We start from the raw sequence: 16,308 nt of genomic DNA on the forward strand, positions 1-16,308 counted from the left end.
GCCGGGCAAGCCCTTATTTCCGGACAGCGAGGCCGAGCAGGATGCCGCCCACCAGCACCACCACGCCGATGATCTCGGCCCGCGAGGGTTTTTCGCGGAAGACGAGATACGACATCAGGAAGGTGAACACCATTTCGGTCATGCCCAGCATGCGCACATAGGCCGCCGTCATCAGCGCCATGGCGGTGAACCAGCCGGCCGAACCGGCCGCCGAGGTCAGGCCCACCACCAGCCCGGGCCGCCAGGCGGCGATCACCCGGCGCAGCTCGCCCGGTTCGCGCCACAGGAGATAGGCCAGCATCAGCCCGATCTGCAGCACGATGGCATGCACCAGCGTGGTGGCCGCAGCCAGCGGCAGGATGTCTTCATCGAGCGACAGCGATGCGGCGCGGAAGCCGATGGCGGAGACGGCGAACAGCGCGCCCGAGCCGATGCCGATCAGCGCGGATTTCTCCATCCAGCCGAACAGGAAGGCCGTCATCAGATTGTCGCTGCCCTTCAGCGAGATCAGCAGCACGCCGATGGTGCCGATCACGATGGCCGCCACGCCATAGGCGCTCACCGGCTCGGCCAGGATCAGCATGCCGAAGGCCGCGGCCTGCAAAGCCTCGGTCTTCGAATAGGCGGTCGCCACCACGAAATTGCGCATGGAGAGCGCCAGGATCAGCAGATTGGTCGCCAGGATCTGCGCCACGCCGCCCATCGCGGTCCAGGCATAGAACTCCAGATGCGTTCCCGGCAGCGGCTTGCCGGTGAACCAGAGACAGGCAACGAGATAGACCACGGCCAGCGGCAGGCCATAGGCAAAGCGCACGAAGCTGGCGCCATTGGTGCTGAGCCGGCCTTTCAGCTGCTTCTGCAGGCCGGTGCGCACGGTCTGGCAGGCGGCAGCCCAGATGGTGATCGGTATCCATGCCCATTCCATGCAGCATGGCGTAGCCGCTGCGCGCCGGCCGGGCAAATGAAAAGACTTCCGCTTGCCCTTGAGCGGAATTCCCCGCAGCGGGGATTCCCTCCGGGATGGTGCGTCCGGCGCGGCCAATCGCCGGCATCTCAGCACAAAGGCCCTTTGCCTGGCCGCGCGCGCCACCTAATCTGGAGCCAGCCCTCAGGCAACAGGAGCCCCCCATGTCCGCCGACCGGAGCGAAACCCCGCCGCATCACCTGCCCGCCGATCTCTCCGACCGCATCGCCCTCATCGTGGTGAAGACGATGCGCTTTTTTGCCGATGCCTTTTTCGCCAGACGCTATGGCCATCGCGCCGTGGTGCTGGAAACCGTCGCCGCCGTGCCGGGCATGGTCGGCGGCATGCTGGTGCATCTGAAAAGCCTGCGTCGCATGAGCGACGACCGCGGCTGGATCCACACCCTGCTAGACGAGGCCGAGAACGAGCGCATGCATCTGATGGTCTTTGTCACCATCGCCCGGCCCAATGCGCTGGAGCGTCTGCTGGTGCTGCTGGTGCAGGGCGCCTTCTTCAACAGCTTCTTCCTGCTCTACCTGCTGGCGCCGAAAACCGCGCATCGCGTCGTCGGCTATCTGGAGGAGGAGGCGGTGGTCAGCTACACCCATTATCTGGCCGAGATCGATGCCGGCCGGCATCCCAATATCGCGGCGCCGCAGATTGCCATCGACTACTGGAAGCTGCCGGCCACGGCTACCCTGCGCGATGTGGTGCTCGCCACCCGCGCGGATGAGAGCAAGCACCGCGACGTCAATCACCGCTTCGCCGATATCCTGGCCGGCGAACGCCCGGGCGCGAAGCCGGCGGAGGCCTGACCGGGCTTACTCGCCGGACTTACCCGCCAAGTTTACTCGATTGAGGCGCCGGTTGCCTTCACCACCGCGGCCCATTTGTCGATCTCGGCTGCGATGAACGTGGCATAGGCCTCCGGCGTGCCGCCGCCCGGGATATAGCCGCCGGCGGCATAACGTTCCTTGATCGGCGCTTCGCCCAGCGTGGCATTCATCGCCGTGTTGATCTGCGTGATGATTTCGCCCGGCGTCTTGGCCGGGGCCGACAGGCCCATCCAGCCGATCGCCGAGAAACCGGGGAAGCCCGATTCCGCCACCGTCGGCGCATCGGGATACAGCGGATTGCGCGCCGGGCTGGTCACCGCCAGCACCTTCAGCTTGCCGCTGCGCACATGCGGCAGCGCCACGTCCACATTGATCATCACGGCATTCACCTGGCCGCCAACCACATCGGTAATCGCAGGGGCTGCACCGCGATAGGGTACATGCTGCAGCTTGATGCCGGCGGCATGTTGCAGCATCGCCATCGCCAGGTGGCCCGACGAGCCGCTGCCGGGGCTGGCGCAGGCGATCTGGTCGGGCTTGGATTTCACCAGCGCGAGAAAATCCTTGAAGCTCTGCGCCGGGAAATCGGCCGAGACCAGCAGCGCGTTCGGCACCGAGCCCATCTGGCCGATATGTGCGAAGTCCTTGCGCGAGTCATAGGTCATCTGGCTGTACAGCGCATGGTTCATCGCATTCTGCCCGTTGCCCGACAGCAGCAGCGTGTAGCCATCGGGTGCGGCGCGCGCCACCGCATTGGCGCCGATATTGCCATTGGCGCCGGCGCGGTTCTCCACCACGAAGGGCTTGCCGAAGCGCTGGCTGAAGCTCTGCGCAAACAGCCGCGCCAGCACATCGTTGCTGCCGCCGGCGGGGAACGGCACCACGATGGTCACCGGCCGCTCCGGCCAGCCTGCGGCAAAGGTCAGGCGCGGTGCCAGCGCGGCGCCGCCGAGTGCGGCCAGTGCCGTGACAACGGTGCGGCGGGTGATCTTGGTCATGACGGGGTCCTCCGGTTTTTATGGGTATGCGGTTATGGCGCGCAGCGCCATGTTGCCGTCAGCCAGGGCGACAGGCGTTCGGGGTCGAGATCCAGGCCGGTGCCCGGTGCATCCGGCACCGCCATCATGCCGTCGTTGCCCACCGGCATTTCGCCGGCCACGGTCAGCAGCGGATTGGGCGTGGCATCGATTTCCATATAGGGATAGGGCGCCGGTCCGCCGCCGCGTCGCGCCGGCAGCAGGGCCGCCATCTGCAGGGCGGCGCGCTGGTTGACGATGGTGCCGAACACATGCGGCATCACCGGCAGATCCCAGGCCGCGGCCAGCGCGGCGACCCGCTGGAACCCGCTATAGCCGCCGCACACCGTCAGGTCCGGCTGCAGGATAGAAAAGGTGCCGGCAGCCAGGAAGTCGCGGAAGGCGGCCAGGCTGCCCAAAGCCTCGCCGCCGGAAATTGCCGTGGGCACGGCGGCGGCCACGGCAGCGGTGCCGGCGATATCCTCGGGCAGCACCGGTTCCTCGATCCACAGCAGTTCGGCATCCTGCATGCGGCGCGCAGACTCGATGGCGGCGCGCGCCGTGTAGCCCTGGTTGATGTCGACCATCAGGCCGATCTCGGGCCCCACATGCCGGCGCAGGCCGTTGGCCATCACGCCATCGGCGCGCGGATCGAAGCCGGCGCGCGGCTTGATGGCGCGGAAGCCGCGCTTCAGATAGGCATCGGTCTCGCGCAGATAATGCCCATAGGGATCGCCGCCCTCGGCAATGAACGGCCCGCTGGCATAGGCAAAGACCTGATCGCGCAACCGCCCGCCCAGCATGGCGGCCACGCTGGTCTGCTGCGCCCTGGCGGCGATGTCATGCAGGGCCATATCGATTGCCGAGATCGCCATCATGGCAACGCCGCGCCGGTCATAGCCGATGCCGGCCATCATGCGGTCCCACAGCCGGCCGTAGTGCAGCGGCGATTCCCCCAGCACCAGCGGGGCCAGCCGGGCCTGGATCAGCGCGCCGGCCGCATGCGGCGATGCAAACACCTCGCCCCAGCCGCTGAGGCCGGAATCGGTGATCACCTGCAGCAGCAGGAAATCGCGACGGCGGATAAAGGTGCGGGCATTGCCGATCGGCGGCGTGGGCGAAAAGCCAAGCTGATAGCCGCGAATCTCGACAACCTTCACTGCGTCCTCCCGGACCTGCTTTTTATCTGGCTCGTATTGTCGCGGCCGGGGTCATATATTCAAATGCCGATTTGACCTGAGATCATGTTCTGGACTTATGAACCATGCTGCTGAGCCTGCGCGAGATGGATGTGTTTCGCCGTGTGATGGAACTGGGCAGCGTCACCGCCGCTGCCGCCGCGCTCAACATCACCCAGCCCGCCGTCAGCCGCCTGTTGCAGCATGCCGAGCAGCGGCTCGGCTTTGCGCTGTTCGTGCGGCAGAAAAAACGCCTGATGCCCACGGCCGAGGCCCATGCGCTGTTTCCCGAAACCATCGCCGCCTTTGCCGCCATCGATGCCGCCCAGCGATTGGCCGGCGGGTTGCGCACCGGGCAGTCGGGCACGCTGACGCTGGCGGCGATTCCGGCCCTGGCCAATGCCCTGCTGCCCAAGGCGGTGCAGCGCTTTCGCGCTGCGCGGCCCGATGTTTCCGTGGTGATCCAGGCGTTGACCGCGCATGAAATCGCCAACCGCGTGGCCGACTATCGCGCCGATCTCGGCATCATCATCGGACCCATTGCCAGTGCCGGCGTGATCGTCAGCGATCTCTGTGCGACGAAACTCGGCTGCGTGCTGCCGCGCCGCCACGCGCTGGCGAAAAAGACCGTGCTGCAGCCCGCCGATCTCGCCGATGTGCCGCTGATCTGCCTGAGCCGCCATCTGCCGCTCGGCAACCAGACCAGCCGGCTGTTTGCCGACGCCAATGTGCCGCTGCGCGTCGCCGTCGAGGTGACGCAATCGGCCACCGCGCTGGCGCTGGTGCGCGCCGGCGCCGGGGTGGCCCTGCTGGATGGCTTCGCCTTTGGCGGCGGGCAGGGCCAGGATCTGGTGATCCGTCCGCTGAAGCCCGAGGCCGAAAGCGTGGCGCGCATCCTGCAGGCGCGCGACCGGCCGCTGTCACGCCTGGCGCAGGCATTTCTGAAGACCCTGCAGCAGGTGGCCTCGGAAATGAAATTCACCGTGCCGGCGGCAGCGCGGCAGCGCGGCCGATAGCCAGCCCCGGCTGGAGCATACCGCGGCGCTGTGTGCGGGTGGTCATCGGTGGTTCGGGCTCGGGATCAGTGGAGCCGTCAGAGATACTTGGTGATCTCCTTGAACGCGCGCACGGCGCTTTGCCGCTGGCGCGGCTTGGCGTCCGTCGCCTGTTCCAGGCAGTGATCGATATGATCCTGAATCAATGTTTTTTTGGCCTGGGCGATGGCTTTTTCCACGGCATGAAGCTGCTGCGCGATATCAAGGCAGGAACGACCACCCTCGATCATCGCCGTGATGCTGCGCAGATGTCCCTCTGCGCGCTTCAGTCGCTTCGCGATGGCGGGGTGACTGCTGTGCAGATGTTGCTCGCTCATGTCCGGTATGGTATCCCCCCGGGGAGGATACGGCAAGCGAGAGAACACCAACTGTGATCGTTATGAAGTCTTGGCGACTGCTCGGTCTGATCTGCTCACTGCTTGCGGCGCTATGCTGGGCATCCCCCGTTTTCGCGCATGCGGTGGCCGAGGGTGACAAGGGCTATATTCAGGAGATCACCGGCATCCACCTGCTGCCTTTCGCGTATCTCGGCGCAAAACATATGGTCACCGGCTACGACCACATCCTGTTCCTGCTCGGCGTCATCTACTTCCTGTACCGGATGAAGCATATCGCCCTCTATGTCAGCCTTTTTGCGCTGGGTCATTCCACCACCATGCTGCTGGGCGTGTATTTCTCTATCGGCATTGACAGCTACCTGATCGACGCGATCATCGGCCTGTCGGTGGTCTACAAGGCGCTGGACAATCTGGGCGCGTTCCAGCGCTGGTTCGACTTTCAGCCGGATACCAGGCTGGCCACGCTGATCTTCGGCTTTTTCCACGGCTTCGGCCTGGCGAGCAAGATCATCGATTACGAGATTGCACCCGATGGCCTGCTGCCGAACCTGATTGCTTTCAACATCGGCGTCGAGATCGGCCAGATCCTCGCGCTGGCCGCCATTCTGGTCGTCATGGGCTACTGGCGACGGACGCCAAGTTTCCTCCGTCATGCCTATACGGCTAATGTCGTGCTGATGACGGCCGGTTTCGTGCTGGTCGGCTATCAGTTGACCGGCTATTTCTTCTCCTGAGCGCCGAGAAAGACTCCCGCCATGTACAACACCGACATGCCGACCCGCGCCGAGCTGCCGACCACGAAGCAGCTGATCCGCTCCACCGTCATCGCGATCGTTACGGCTGCGGCCATTCTGGTCACGCTTGTTCTGCCCGCCGAATACGGCATCGATCCAACCGGCATCGGCCGCGTGCTCGGCCTGGCGGAAATGGGCGAGATCAAGCAGCAGCTGGCGAAGGAGGCCGAAGAGGACCGGCGACGGGACCAGGAAATCCTGCTGGATCGCAAGTCCGGTATCGGCACGCTGCTCGGGCGTCTATTGATCTCCTCGGCCGTCGCGCAGACGGCGGCGGCTGCGCCCCGCAGTGACGAGATGACGATTACGCTGAAGCCGGGGCAGGGCGCTGAGATCAAGCTGGCGATGAAACAGGGCGCCAGGGTCAGTTACAGCTGGACCGCGACCGGCGATGTGAATTACGACCTGCATGGCGACAGCGGCGGCAAGGAAACCAGCTACAAGAAAGGCCGCGGCACGGCCAAGGATGAAGGCAGCTTCTCCGCTGCCTTCGATGGCCAGCACGGCTGGTTCTGGCGCAACCGCACCAGCAAGGATGTCAACGTCACCCTCCGCGCCACGGGCGACTACGCCGGCATGAAGCGGGTGATGTAGGGGGTATCGTGCGAGAGAGCTTGAAACCCCGGATATTGTTCCTATATTGTTCTGTTTGACCGGGTATGCCGGATTTCCGGCAAACCTCCGCGAATGCCGGCGAACACGGGCGAAGCGCCACGAACTCCAGCGAACTCCAGCGAACGCCTGCGAAGCGCCACGAACCCCGGGGAACCCCAGCGAACCCAAACGAACCGCTGCGAAGGTCTGGCTCTTGTTCCCGGCGGTTCGGACGGTTACCCAAGGCGCCATGACAGTCGCTTCTGTAGTGATCGCGGTGGACGGCCCGGTGGCCGCCGGCAAGGGCACCCTGGCCCGGCGGCTGGCCGACCGGTATGGCTATGCCTATCTCGATACCGGCTCGCTCTACCGCGCCGTCGGCGCCAAGGTGCGGCGTGCCGGCGGCGATCCGGCCGATCCGCAGTTTGCCACCAAGATCGCGGAATCGCTGGACGAATCCGATCTGTCCGTGCCCGACCTGCGCTCGGAGGCGGTCGGCCTCGCCGCCTCTAAAGTGGCGGCCATTCCCGGCGTGCGCGCGGCGCTGCTCGACTACCAGCGCCGCTTTGCCGCCAGCCCGCCGGGCGGGCGGCCCGGTGCGGTGCTGGACGGCCGCGATATCGGCACGGTGGTCTGCCCCGATGCCCCGGTGAAGCTGTTTGTCACCGCGCGCGACGAGGTGCGGGCCGAGCGGCGGTATAAGGAATTGATCGACAAGGGCGAAACCGTCACTTTCGAGCGCGTGCTGGCCGATCTGCGCCGGCGCGACGAGCAGGACCGGGCACGCAGCGCCGCGCCACTGAAGCCGGCCGACGATGCCCACTTGCTGGATACCTCGGATTTGGCTATAGAAGCCGCCGTTACTGCGGCTGTGGATATCGTCACGGCCACCCTGAAACCCTGACGCCGGTTTCAGGCTTCTCAACCAACCCTCCGGTCGTTCGCGTCGCGCCGGATGCCTGCATGCCCCTCGGCCGCTGATGAATAGCGCCGGCAGGCCACCAACCCCCGGGGCCCCTAGGAGACAATATGGCCAAGCGTCCTGCCGTTAAGGCTGCTGCGGAACAGTATGCCGCGGACAACGAGAATTTTGCCGCCCTGCTCGAAGAGTCCTTCACCTCGTCTTCCGCCATGGAAGGCTCGGTTGTTAAGGGCATCGTCGTGGCGATCGAGAATGACTTCGCCCTCATCGATGTGGGTCTGAAGTGCGAAGGCCGCGTGCCGGTCAAGGAATTCGCTGGTCCCGGCCGTGCCGCCGAGATCAAGGTCGGTGACGTTGTCGAGGTCTTCCTCGACCGCATCGAAAACGCGATGGGCGAAGCGGTCATCAGCCGCGACAAGGCCCGCCGCGAAGAAGCCTGGGAAAAGCTGGAGCAGAGCTTCACCGCCAACCAGCGCGTCGAAGGCGTGATCTTCGGCAAGGTCAAGGGTGGTTTCACCGTCGACCTGTCGGGTGCCGTCGCCTTCCTGCCGGGCAGCCAGGTGGACGTGCGTCCGGTGCGCGACATCGGTCCGCTCATGGGCCAGCCGACCGCCTTCCAGATCCTGAAGATGGACCGTCGCCGCGGCAACATCGTTGTCTCGCGTCGCGCCGTGCTCGAAGAGAGCCGCGCCGAAGCCCGCAGCGAACTGGTGTCCAACCTCAAGGAAGGCCAGATCCTCGACGGCGTGGTCAAGAACATCACCGATTACGGTGCGTTCGTTGATCTGGGCGGCGTCGACGGCCTGCTGCATGTCACCGACATCGCCTGGCGTCGCGTGAACCACCCGTCGGAAGTTCTCTCGATCGGCCAGACCGTCAAGGTGCAGGTCATTCGCGTGAACCCGGAAACCCAGCGCATCAGCCTCGGCATGAAGCAGCTGGAAGCCGATCCGTGGGAGGGCGTGAAGTCCAAGTATCCGGTCACCGCCCGCTTCATGGGTCGCGTCACCAACATCACCGACTACGGCGCCTTCGTGGAGCTGGAGCCGGGTGTGGAAGGCCTCGTCCACGTCTCCGAAATGAGCTGGACCAAGAAGAACGTCCATCCGGGCAAGATCGTTTCGACCTCGCAGGAAGTCGAAGTGATGGTGCTGGAAGTCGATCCGGCCAAGCGCCGCATCAGCCTCGGCCTGAAGCAGTGCATGTCGAATCCGTGGGATGCCTTCGCCGAGAAGCATCCGGTCGGTTCGAACATCGAAGGTGAGATCAAGAACATCACCGAATTCGGTCTGTTCATCGGTCTCGATGGCGGCGTCGACGGCATGGTCCATCTGTCGGATCTCGACTGGAACAAGCCGGGCGAGCAGGCCATCACCGAATACACCAAGGGCCAGGTGGTGCAGGCGCAGGTTCTCGACATCGACGTCGAGAAGGAGCGCATCAGCCTCGGCATTAAGCAGCTGGCGAACGATCCGTTCCAGTCGCTCGGTGACCTGAAGAAGGGCAGCGTCGTCACCTGCACGGTGACCGCGGTCGATCCGAAGGGCATCACCATCGCCGTTGGCGACGGTGTGCAGGGCTACATCCGCCGCACCGAGCTGAGCCGCGATCGCGACGAACAGCGCCCCGACCGCTTCTCGGTCGGCGACAAGCTGGACGCCAAGATCGTCACCATCGACGGCAAGGCGCGGAAGCTGACCCTGTCGGTCAAGGCGCTGGAAATGGAAGAAGACCGCAAGGCGATGGAACAGTTCGGTTCCACCGACTCGGGCGCGTCGCTCGGCGACATCCTGGGTGCCGCCATGCGCAAGAAGAAGGACGACGAGGCCGGCCAGTAAGCCGTCCTGTCTTTCTAAAAGACGACCGGCCCCGGCGGAGCGATCCGCCGGGGTTTTTTTATTGCCGTTTTCCGTCACCTGTGCCCGAATATTGCCATGGTGCTGATTCGGGTGTTTGGGTTTGTTATGCTGGTGGCCGCGCTGCAGGCCGCCGCGTTTGCTGCGATGGCCGAGCCCTTGCGCTGCCCGCAGCGCATCGCCTTCGTCGACAGCGACCCTGCCACCCGGCGGCAAGCCGAAGAGATGAAGCTGATTTATGCCCGCATCGGCTGTCCGGATGTCGCTTTCGTCGGCCTGCCGGGCCGGCGCGGCGTGGTCGCCTTCAACACGGGCGAGGTGCAGGGCGAGTTGATGCGCGTACCTGCCGTCGAACCGGAATATACCCGCGCCTTTGTGCGGGTCCGCAGCCCGATTGTGCATGTCGTCGGCCGCCTGTGGGGCCGCGACGCGCCACCGAACGGCAACGATGCCTTCGGTTTCGTGCTCGGCGTGATCTGGCAGGAGCGCTATGGCCATGCCCATGGCGGCACCGGCTATCACGGCCAGACTGAATTGATGCGTGCCTATGCCACCGGCCTGATTGATCATTTTCTGGCCGAAGATCCGGCGGTGGCGGCGGCGGTGAAGGATGGCCGGCTGCCGGCGCGGCCGGCTCATGCCGGGCCGCCCCTGGTCTCGACCGCGCTGCATCATTATCTGGGCGTGGAATTCGCCGCCGCCGCCGCTGCCGTCGCCAACGAACTGGAGCGGCAGGTCGAGGATGCCGCCGGCCCGGCGATCCAGTAGACGGAAGCGCTACCGTCGCCGTCCCGCCATGCTAGACTGTATGTCAGGCACAGCCGGAGGGGTGGGATGATTCGGCATTTGAAATGGATGCTGCTGGTTGCCGTGATGCTGGCGAGCAGTGCCGCCTGGGCGCAGGGCAAGCAGGCGGCCGTGGTCGAGGATCTGACCGGCAAGGTCAGCGGCGTCGATGTGTTCGACTTCCTCAATGCGGGCCAGACCATCACCCTGCCAGCCGGGGCCAAGCTGGTGCTTGGCTATATGCAGTCCTGCATGCGCGAAACGATCACCGGCGCCGGTACGGTCACCATCGGCGACACCGGCTCGAAAGTGACCGGCGCCAAGTTGCAGCAGGAACAGCTGAAATGCGCTGGCGCCAACCAGCTCGCGCTCGGCCAGGCCGGCAAGAGCGCCGCCATGGTATTCCGCGGCCAGCCGGGCAGCGGCCGCAAGAAGGCCGACGTGCCCGAACCCTCTGCCGTGCTGATGTATACCGCGCCGGCCTTTGCCGTGGCACAGCCGGGCCAGCTCACCATCGAACGCCTCGATGTGGCCGAAACCGTGCAGGTGTTCCAGGTCAGTGGCAAGCTGTTCGACTATGGCAAGACCGGCAAGAAGCTGGATGCCGGCGGGTATTACCGCGTCGAACTGAACGGCAAATCCACCGTATTCCAGATTTCGCTGGATGCCGGCGAAGGTGCCGGCCCGCTGCTGCTGCGTCTGGTCCGCTTCTAGGCGGCCATGACTCCGGCGAAGCTCCGCGACCTTGCTGTTGTCGCCGTTATTGCTGCTGTCGCCGCTGTCGGCTTCGCGACTGGCCCGGCAGCAAACTGGCTGCGCGGACCCTCGCTCGATCTGCTGATGCCGCTGCGGCACTGGCTGCTGCCGGCGCCGGCGCAGCCCAGTCATGTCGCGGTTGTCGCCATCGACGAAGAAACCTATCGCCGGCCTCCTTTCAATGAAACGCCGCAGGCGACCTGGCTGCCGCTGCTGGCCCCGGTGGTCAATGCCGTGGCGGGCGAGGCGGCGGTGGTCGGTTTCGACGTGGTCTATTCCACCTCGCTCGATACCATCCAGCGCGGCTTCGAACGCGACTTTCTGATCGCCCTGCGCAATGCCGCGCGCGCCGGCAAGCTGGTGCTTGGCAAGGTGCAGCATTCGGCCTTTCCGATCCTGCCGCATGCGGCCCAGCAGGTCGCCGTCGGCGGTGCCGCCAATATCCGCCCGCTCAACGTGTTCGAAGACGATGATGGCGTGATCCGCCGCGTGCCGCTGGCATTTGCGAATGCAGATGGCACAAGCGAGGCTGGCTTCGCCGCCGAACTGGCGCAGCGCGCCGCTGGCGTTACCGCTGCCGCATCACAGGCGGATGCGGCTGGCAACCTGCTGCTGAATTTCAATACCGCCGCGGGTGCGATCCCGACCTATTCGCTGGCCGATCTTCATGCCTGTGCCCAGGCGGGCAGGACAGAGTATTTCCAGCGGCATTTTGCCGGCCGCGTCGTGATCTTCGCCACCGTGCTGGATGTGGAGGATCGTCGCCTGACAACGCGCCGTCTGGTGCAGCAGGCCGATGGTGCGGCGGCCCCATCGCGCTGCGTGCATCCGGTGATGCCGCTGGCAGCAGTGGCGCGCGACAGCATACCCGGCGTCTATATCCATGCCACGGCCATCGACAACATTCTGGATGGCGCGGCGCTGCGCGACTGGCCGCCGGCGGGCAGCCTTGCCGCCGCACTGGCTTTTACAGTCTTGAGCGCGCTGGCCGTTTTTTATCTGCCGCTCGTCCTCGGGCTGGCCGCATCCGGCGCTGCGGCACTGGCTCTGGTGCCGGGTGCTGCTCTGCTGCTGCAGACGGGCAGTGTGGCGCCCTGGCTCGGAATCATTGCAGCTATGGCCGCTGCCATGGCGGCGACCGTTGCCTACCGCTTTGCCGTGGCCGACCGCGACCGGCGGCTGATCGGTAAACTGTTCTCGCTTTACCTGCCTCCGGTGGTGATCGCGCGCATGGTGGCCGGTGGACACATGCCGGCGCTGGGCGGCGAGGAGCGCGAGGTGACCGTGCTGTTCAGCGACATCGCCGGCTTCACGGCGATTTCGGAGGCCTGCGATCCGGCCACGCTGGTGCAGGGGCTGAACACGTATTTCAGCACCATGACCGCGATCATCGAGGACCATGGCGGTTTCGTCGACAAGTATATCGGCGATGCCATTGTCGCCGTATTCGGTGCGCCGGTCGATGACGGCCGGCATGCCGATCATGCCATCCGTGCCGCGCTGAAAATGCGCGATGCCCTGCGCAATGACCCGCAGCGTTTTTCCGTCGCCGGCCATGTGATGCATACCCGTATCGGCCTCAATACCGGACGGGTCCTGATCGGCAATATCGGATCGCCGCGGCGTTTCAACTACACCGCCATGGGCGATGCGGTGAATCTGGCCTCGCGGCTGGAGGGCGCCAACAAGGCTTATGGAACCTCGATCCTGATCAGCGACGCGACCATCGCGGCCGCAGGCGATGCGGCCATCGTGGCCCGCATGATCGACATGGTCCGCGTGGTCGGCCGGGCCCAGCCGGTGCGACTGTTCGAACCGCTGGCCCGCCACGGCCGCGCCACGGCCAAACAGCAGGCTGCGGTGGATGCCTTCGCGCGCGCCCATGCGGCGCTGGCCTATGGGGATCGGAGCGGGGCAGTGGCTGCGCTGCAGGGACTGGACGACGACAAGGCGGCCGCCCTGTTTCTCAAGCGCATCGCGGCGCTGCCCGACGATCCGGCCCAGTGGTCGGCAGTACGCAGCCTGACCGAGAAGTAACGGCTCAGCCGCCGTCGCCCATCAGCGTGTAGGGCGCCCAGAAGATCGGATGGCTGTAGCTGAACAGCGACTTGCCGTCCTCCTGATAGCCCGGACCATCCAGCAGCGCCACCATCGCCTGGCGCAGGGCTTCGGCGCGGCTGAGCCTGGCATCGCCGGACTGGCGGTGGAACAGGTCGGTGACCAGATCCTTGGCCGAGGCCGAATGCACCGACCAGTTGGTCAGCAGCAGGGCACGGGTGCCGGCGTAGAAGAAGGCGCGGCCCAGGCCTGAAGCGGCCTCGGCGCCGGCGCCAGCACCGGTGCCGGTGTTGCAGGCCGAGAGCACGACCCAGTCGGCATCCAGCTTGAGGCCGAGGATTTCATCCATGGTCAGCAGCCCATCGCCATCGACATCGGCGATCAGCGGCGCGGTCAGCGCCAGCGCCGGCTGGGTCAGGCCATTCAACTCGCCGGGAACCAGACCATGAGTGGCGAAGGCCACCACCTTGTAGCCATCGAGTTTACTCTGCTTGACCAGCTTCTCGTTGGCATTCTTGCCGAGGAAGAGAGATTTGCTGAGATCGGCCCGCATGGCACCGGCCACCGAGCGCAGCTCGTCGGCGGTATCGGGCAGGCGCGGCAACAGGCCCAGTTCGGCGCTGTCGACGCCCTCGATCTGGGGCGCATTGCGACGCTTCAGTTTGGCACCGCGCACAGCCACCGGGTCGGCCGAGGCAATCCGCTGCGGTGCCTCGCTGGCTGCCTCAGCCGCCTGTTCGGCGTTGAAGAGGGGATCGCCGAAGCCGATGAACGGTGCACGGCTGGCGCTGCCCGCCGGCAGGCCGCGCAGGGTTTTCAGCGCGGCGGTGGAGGGCAGCTGTGTCACTGCGTGGGTGCGGGCGAGCCAGGGCACGGTCTTGTAGCCATCGAACAGCGGAGCCGCCTTCATGTCGACAGTCGCCGGCGCCGTGGGCAGCAGCGACAGCGGCAGCAGGCCGAGCGCACCATTGGTGACCACGAACAGGCTCTTCGCCGGCTTCCAGCCGGCTTCCACCGGCTGCAGCAGTGTCTGGTACATTTCATGCGCGAGCGCCAGGTCGAAGGCTGGAATGTCGCCGAGCGTTTCAGCCTGTGGTTCCAGTGCGCGACGCAGGCGATTGACCTTCTGCTCGATGGCGGCGGCCCCGACCGGGCTGGCGGCAAACACCACCGGCCCCTCTTTGGGTACGACCCAGACGAAGCTGTTGTCCTGAGCCAGGTAGAAGGACAGCAGTGCCTCGCCCGGTCGCAACGTGCTGCGCACATCGTCAGGCGATGGCGGCCGCGGATCGATCAGGCTGGCATATTCGGGGAACTGCTTCTCGATCTGCTGCCGCGTCTTGGCGCGGGCATCGCGCAGCTTGTCGACCTGGGTGCGCAGGGCCAGAATGGCCTTGTCGTCGCGCTGCGTGGGTGGCAGGGCGAGCAGATTGCTCAGCAGGCCGAACTGCGCGGCGATCTGCTTCAGAACATCCTGCTCGTCGCGGATCAGGGCGGCAAGCGCCGGGTCGCGCACGGCGGCGCGTGCGGCCGAGGCCGACAGGGCGCGCTGCACGCTGCGGCCACGGGCAACATCGGCGAGGCGGAAGCTTTCGATGCCGGGATCCAGTCCGGCCGCGGCCGGCGTGCCCTGCACCTTCGCCAGCAGCACGATGTAATTTTCAACGATGGTCTGAATATAGAAATCGCGCGAGGCTGAGGTGCTTTCCTCGGTATCGGCCTGACGCGAGCTGGACAGGATCACCGGCAGCGCGGCGCGGAAGGCGGCGACGGCTTCGGCCTCCTGACTGGCGGCGGCAAGTGCGACGCCATGCAGGCCGCGCGCCATCGCCGTGTCGAAATGGCGATCGCCCAGCCGCGCCGTGGCGGCCTCCAGGATGCGGCCGGCCACTTCGGCGGCACGCGCGCCCTGGCCGGTCCGTGCCAGTGCCAGGATGCGGCCGTTGGAAATACGGCTGCCGGCGCGGGCGGCATCCTGGTTGTTCTGGACGGCGGCGAAGACCTCTTCATACAGCGTGGCAGCATCCTGCCAGCGCCGCTGCAGGATCAGGATATTGGCCAGCGAGCGCTTGGAGTTGATGATCTGGCCGGCCGTCTCATCGATGCCGATTTCGCGGAAAATCTCCAGCGCGGTGCGTGTCAGCCTTTCCGCTTCAGCATAGCGACCCTGCTCCACCAGAACGGTCGACAGGCTGTTCACTGCCTGGCCTGTCTGGGCGAAATACTTTCCACTACGGCGCAGCAGACTGAGTAGGGCCTGGCGGATATCCACCTCGGCCTCCACGATGCGGCCTTGCGCCAGCTTGGTTTCACCCAGCCGCAGCAGGCTGATGTCGTTGCCGTTTTCCATGCCGCCGGCTGGCGGCTTTTCTGGCCAGTTCTTTGCCTTTTCGAGTGCATCGCGCGTATTGGCGATGCTACTGGCGAAATGCGTCTCCGCCTCAGTATAGCGGCCGCGTGCCAGAGCGATCGCTGCCTTAGACAGGTCGATGTCAGCCTGCCAGCTGGTCAGGAACATAAAGGCGTTGCCGCGCCCGCTGCTCAGCTCGCGATGCACGCCTTCCGCATAACCGACGTATTTTTCTGCCTGTTCAATTCGGCCGAGATCAATGGCCGCCTGCACGGCAGAACGATAGGCGTTGATGACGCGGCCGCGGGCGCGCGACTTTTCCAGCAGGTCGATCTGCCGGATATAGATATCCAGCGTTTCCTGGATATTGCCCAGATTGCGCGACATCGCACCGACCAGCTGCATGATGCGATAGTTGTCGTCACCTACCTCTTCGGCCAGCTTTGCCGCCAGGGTCGCGTCACGCAGGGCGCTTTCCGGGCGGCCAAGCTGCGCGGCGGCCTGCGCGCGGTCATAGAGGAAGCGGCTGCGCTGGCGGGCGTCCAGGCTCGGCGGCTCCTGGATCTCGGCCTGGGCGATCAGGCGGGCGCGCCTGGCGGGATCGGGTTTTTCCTGATCCAGGATGGCGACGATGTCAGCAATGCTGCGCGGCGGCGCGGCCAGAGCCGGCGCGGCGGTCTGCGCTGCGGGCTGGGCGGCCAGCGGGACGCCGGATGCCATCGTCCAGACCAGACCCAGCACGAGCGCCGAAAAGATTTTCTGCATGGCCATCTCCCACCCTCAGCCATGACGGTAGCATAGTCCT

At 65.6% G+C, this 16,308-nt stretch carries 14 protein-coding genes; 9 read left to right on the top strand and 5 right to left on the bottom strand.

Annotated features, from left to right (window positions below; genetic code table 11):
- Positions 1-13: 13 nt before the first annotated feature.
- Positions 14-925 carry a DMT family transporter gene (locus AAG821_RS10675; protein WP_341911195.1) on the bottom strand — a complete coding sequence of 304 codons (912 nt, stop codon included), beginning with the start codon at positions 923-925 and terminating at the stop codon, positions 14-16.
- Between the two features lie 203 nt (positions 926-1,128).
- Here AAG821_RS10675 and AAG821_RS10680 point away from each other — a divergent pair, with 203 nt between their 5' ends.
- The gene (locus AAG821_RS10680; RefSeq protein WP_341911193.1) at positions 1,129-1,779 is read left to right on the top strand and encodes an alternative oxidase; all 651 of its coding nucleotides are present in this window, start codon (positions 1,129-1,131) and stop codon (positions 1,777-1,779) included.
- A 32-nt stretch (positions 1,780-1,811) separates the two neighbouring features.
- Here the strand turns inward: AAG821_RS10680 and AAG821_RS10685 are convergent, their stop codons facing one another.
- Complete coding sequence (locus tag AAG821_RS10685; RefSeq protein ID WP_341911191.1) at positions 1,812-2,798, bottom strand: tripartite tricarboxylate transporter substrate binding protein; 987 nt, start codon at positions 2,796-2,798, stop codon at positions 1,812-1,814.
- A gap of 32 nt (positions 2,799-2,830) precedes the next feature.
- Complete coding sequence (locus AAG821_RS10690) at positions 2,831-3,976, bottom strand: mandelate racemase/muconate lactonizing enzyme family protein (RefSeq protein ID WP_341911189.1); 1,146 nt, start codon at positions 3,974-3,976, stop codon at positions 2,831-2,833.
- Positions 3,977-4,080: 104 nt separating this feature from the next.
- Between AAG821_RS10690 and AAG821_RS10695 the strand changes: the two genes are divergently transcribed.
- Positions 4,081-5,010 carry a LysR family transcriptional regulator gene (locus tag AAG821_RS10695; protein ID WP_341911187.1) on the top strand — a complete coding sequence of 310 codons (930 nt, stop codon included), beginning with the start codon at positions 4,081-4,083 and terminating at the stop codon, positions 5,008-5,010.
- Positions 5,011-5,087: 77 nt separating this feature from the next.
- On the opposite strand, the gene AAG821_RS10700 is transcribed toward AAG821_RS10695, so the two are convergent.
- Positions 5,088-5,366 carry a metal-sensing transcriptional repressor gene (locus AAG821_RS10700; RefSeq protein ID WP_341911185.1) on the bottom strand — a complete coding sequence of 93 codons (279 nt, stop codon included), beginning with the start codon at positions 5,364-5,366 and terminating at the stop codon, positions 5,088-5,090.
- A 62-nt stretch (positions 5,367-5,428) separates the two neighbouring features.
- On the opposite strand from AAG821_RS10700, the gene AAG821_RS10705 reads away from it, so the two are divergent.
- The 7 genes from AAG821_RS10705 (at position 5,429) to AAG821_RS10735 (ending at position 13,132) form a co-directional block, all read left to right on the top strand.
- The gene (locus AAG821_RS10705; protein WP_341911183.1) at positions 5,429-6,121 is read left to right on the top strand and encodes a HupE/UreJ family protein; all 693 of its coding nucleotides are present in this window, start codon (positions 5,429-5,431) and stop codon (positions 6,119-6,121) included.
- 21 nt (positions 6,122-6,142) lie between these two features.
- A complete protein-coding gene (locus AAG821_RS10710) occupies positions 6,143-6,775 on the top strand; it encodes a transmembrane anchor protein (RefSeq protein ID WP_341911181.1) in 633 nt (210 codons plus the stop codon).
- Between the two features lie 250 nt (positions 6,776-7,025).
- A complete protein-coding gene (gene cmk / locus AAG821_RS10715) occupies positions 7,026-7,679 on the top strand; it encodes a (d)CMP kinase (protein ID WP_341911179.1) in 654 nt (217 codons plus the stop codon).
- A 125-nt stretch (positions 7,680-7,804) separates the two neighbouring features.
- Positions 7,805-9,535, top strand: coding sequence for a 30S ribosomal protein S1 (gene rpsA / locus AAG821_RS10720; RefSeq protein WP_341911177.1), 1,731 nt, complete (start codon positions 7,805-7,807; stop codon positions 9,533-9,535).
- Between the two features lie 96 nt (positions 9,536-9,631).
- Positions 9,632-10,321: a hypothetical protein gene (locus AAG821_RS10725; RefSeq protein WP_341911175.1), complete on the top strand. Its 690-nt coding sequence runs from the start codon at positions 9,632-9,634 to the stop codon at positions 10,319-10,321.
- Between the two features lie 66 nt (positions 10,322-10,387).
- The gene (locus tag AAG821_RS10730; RefSeq protein WP_341911173.1) at positions 10,388-11,053 is read left to right on the top strand and encodes a hypothetical protein; all 666 of its coding nucleotides are present in this window, start codon (positions 10,388-10,390) and stop codon (positions 11,051-11,053) included.
- A 6-nt stretch (positions 11,054-11,059) separates the two neighbouring features.
- On the top strand, positions 11,060-13,132 hold the full coding sequence (locus AAG821_RS10735; RefSeq protein ID WP_341911171.1) for an adenylate/guanylate cyclase domain-containing protein: 2,073 nt from the start codon (positions 11,060-11,062) through the stop codon (positions 13,130-13,132).
- A gap of 4 nt (positions 13,133-13,136) precedes the next feature.
- On the opposite strand, the gene AAG821_RS10740 is transcribed toward AAG821_RS10735, so the two are convergent.
- A complete protein-coding gene (locus AAG821_RS10740; protein ID WP_341911170.1) occupies positions 13,137-16,268 on the bottom strand; it encodes a CHAT domain-containing tetratricopeptide repeat protein in 3,132 nt (1,043 codons plus the stop codon).
- Positions 16,269-16,308 lie beyond the last annotated feature (40 nt).

Source organism: Ferrovibrio terrae (genome assembly GCF_943372915.1).
In the GTDB taxonomy this organism is placed as follows: Bacteria; Pseudomonadota; Alphaproteobacteria; order Ferrovibrionales; family Ferrovibrionaceae; genus Ferrovibrio; species Ferrovibrio terrae_A.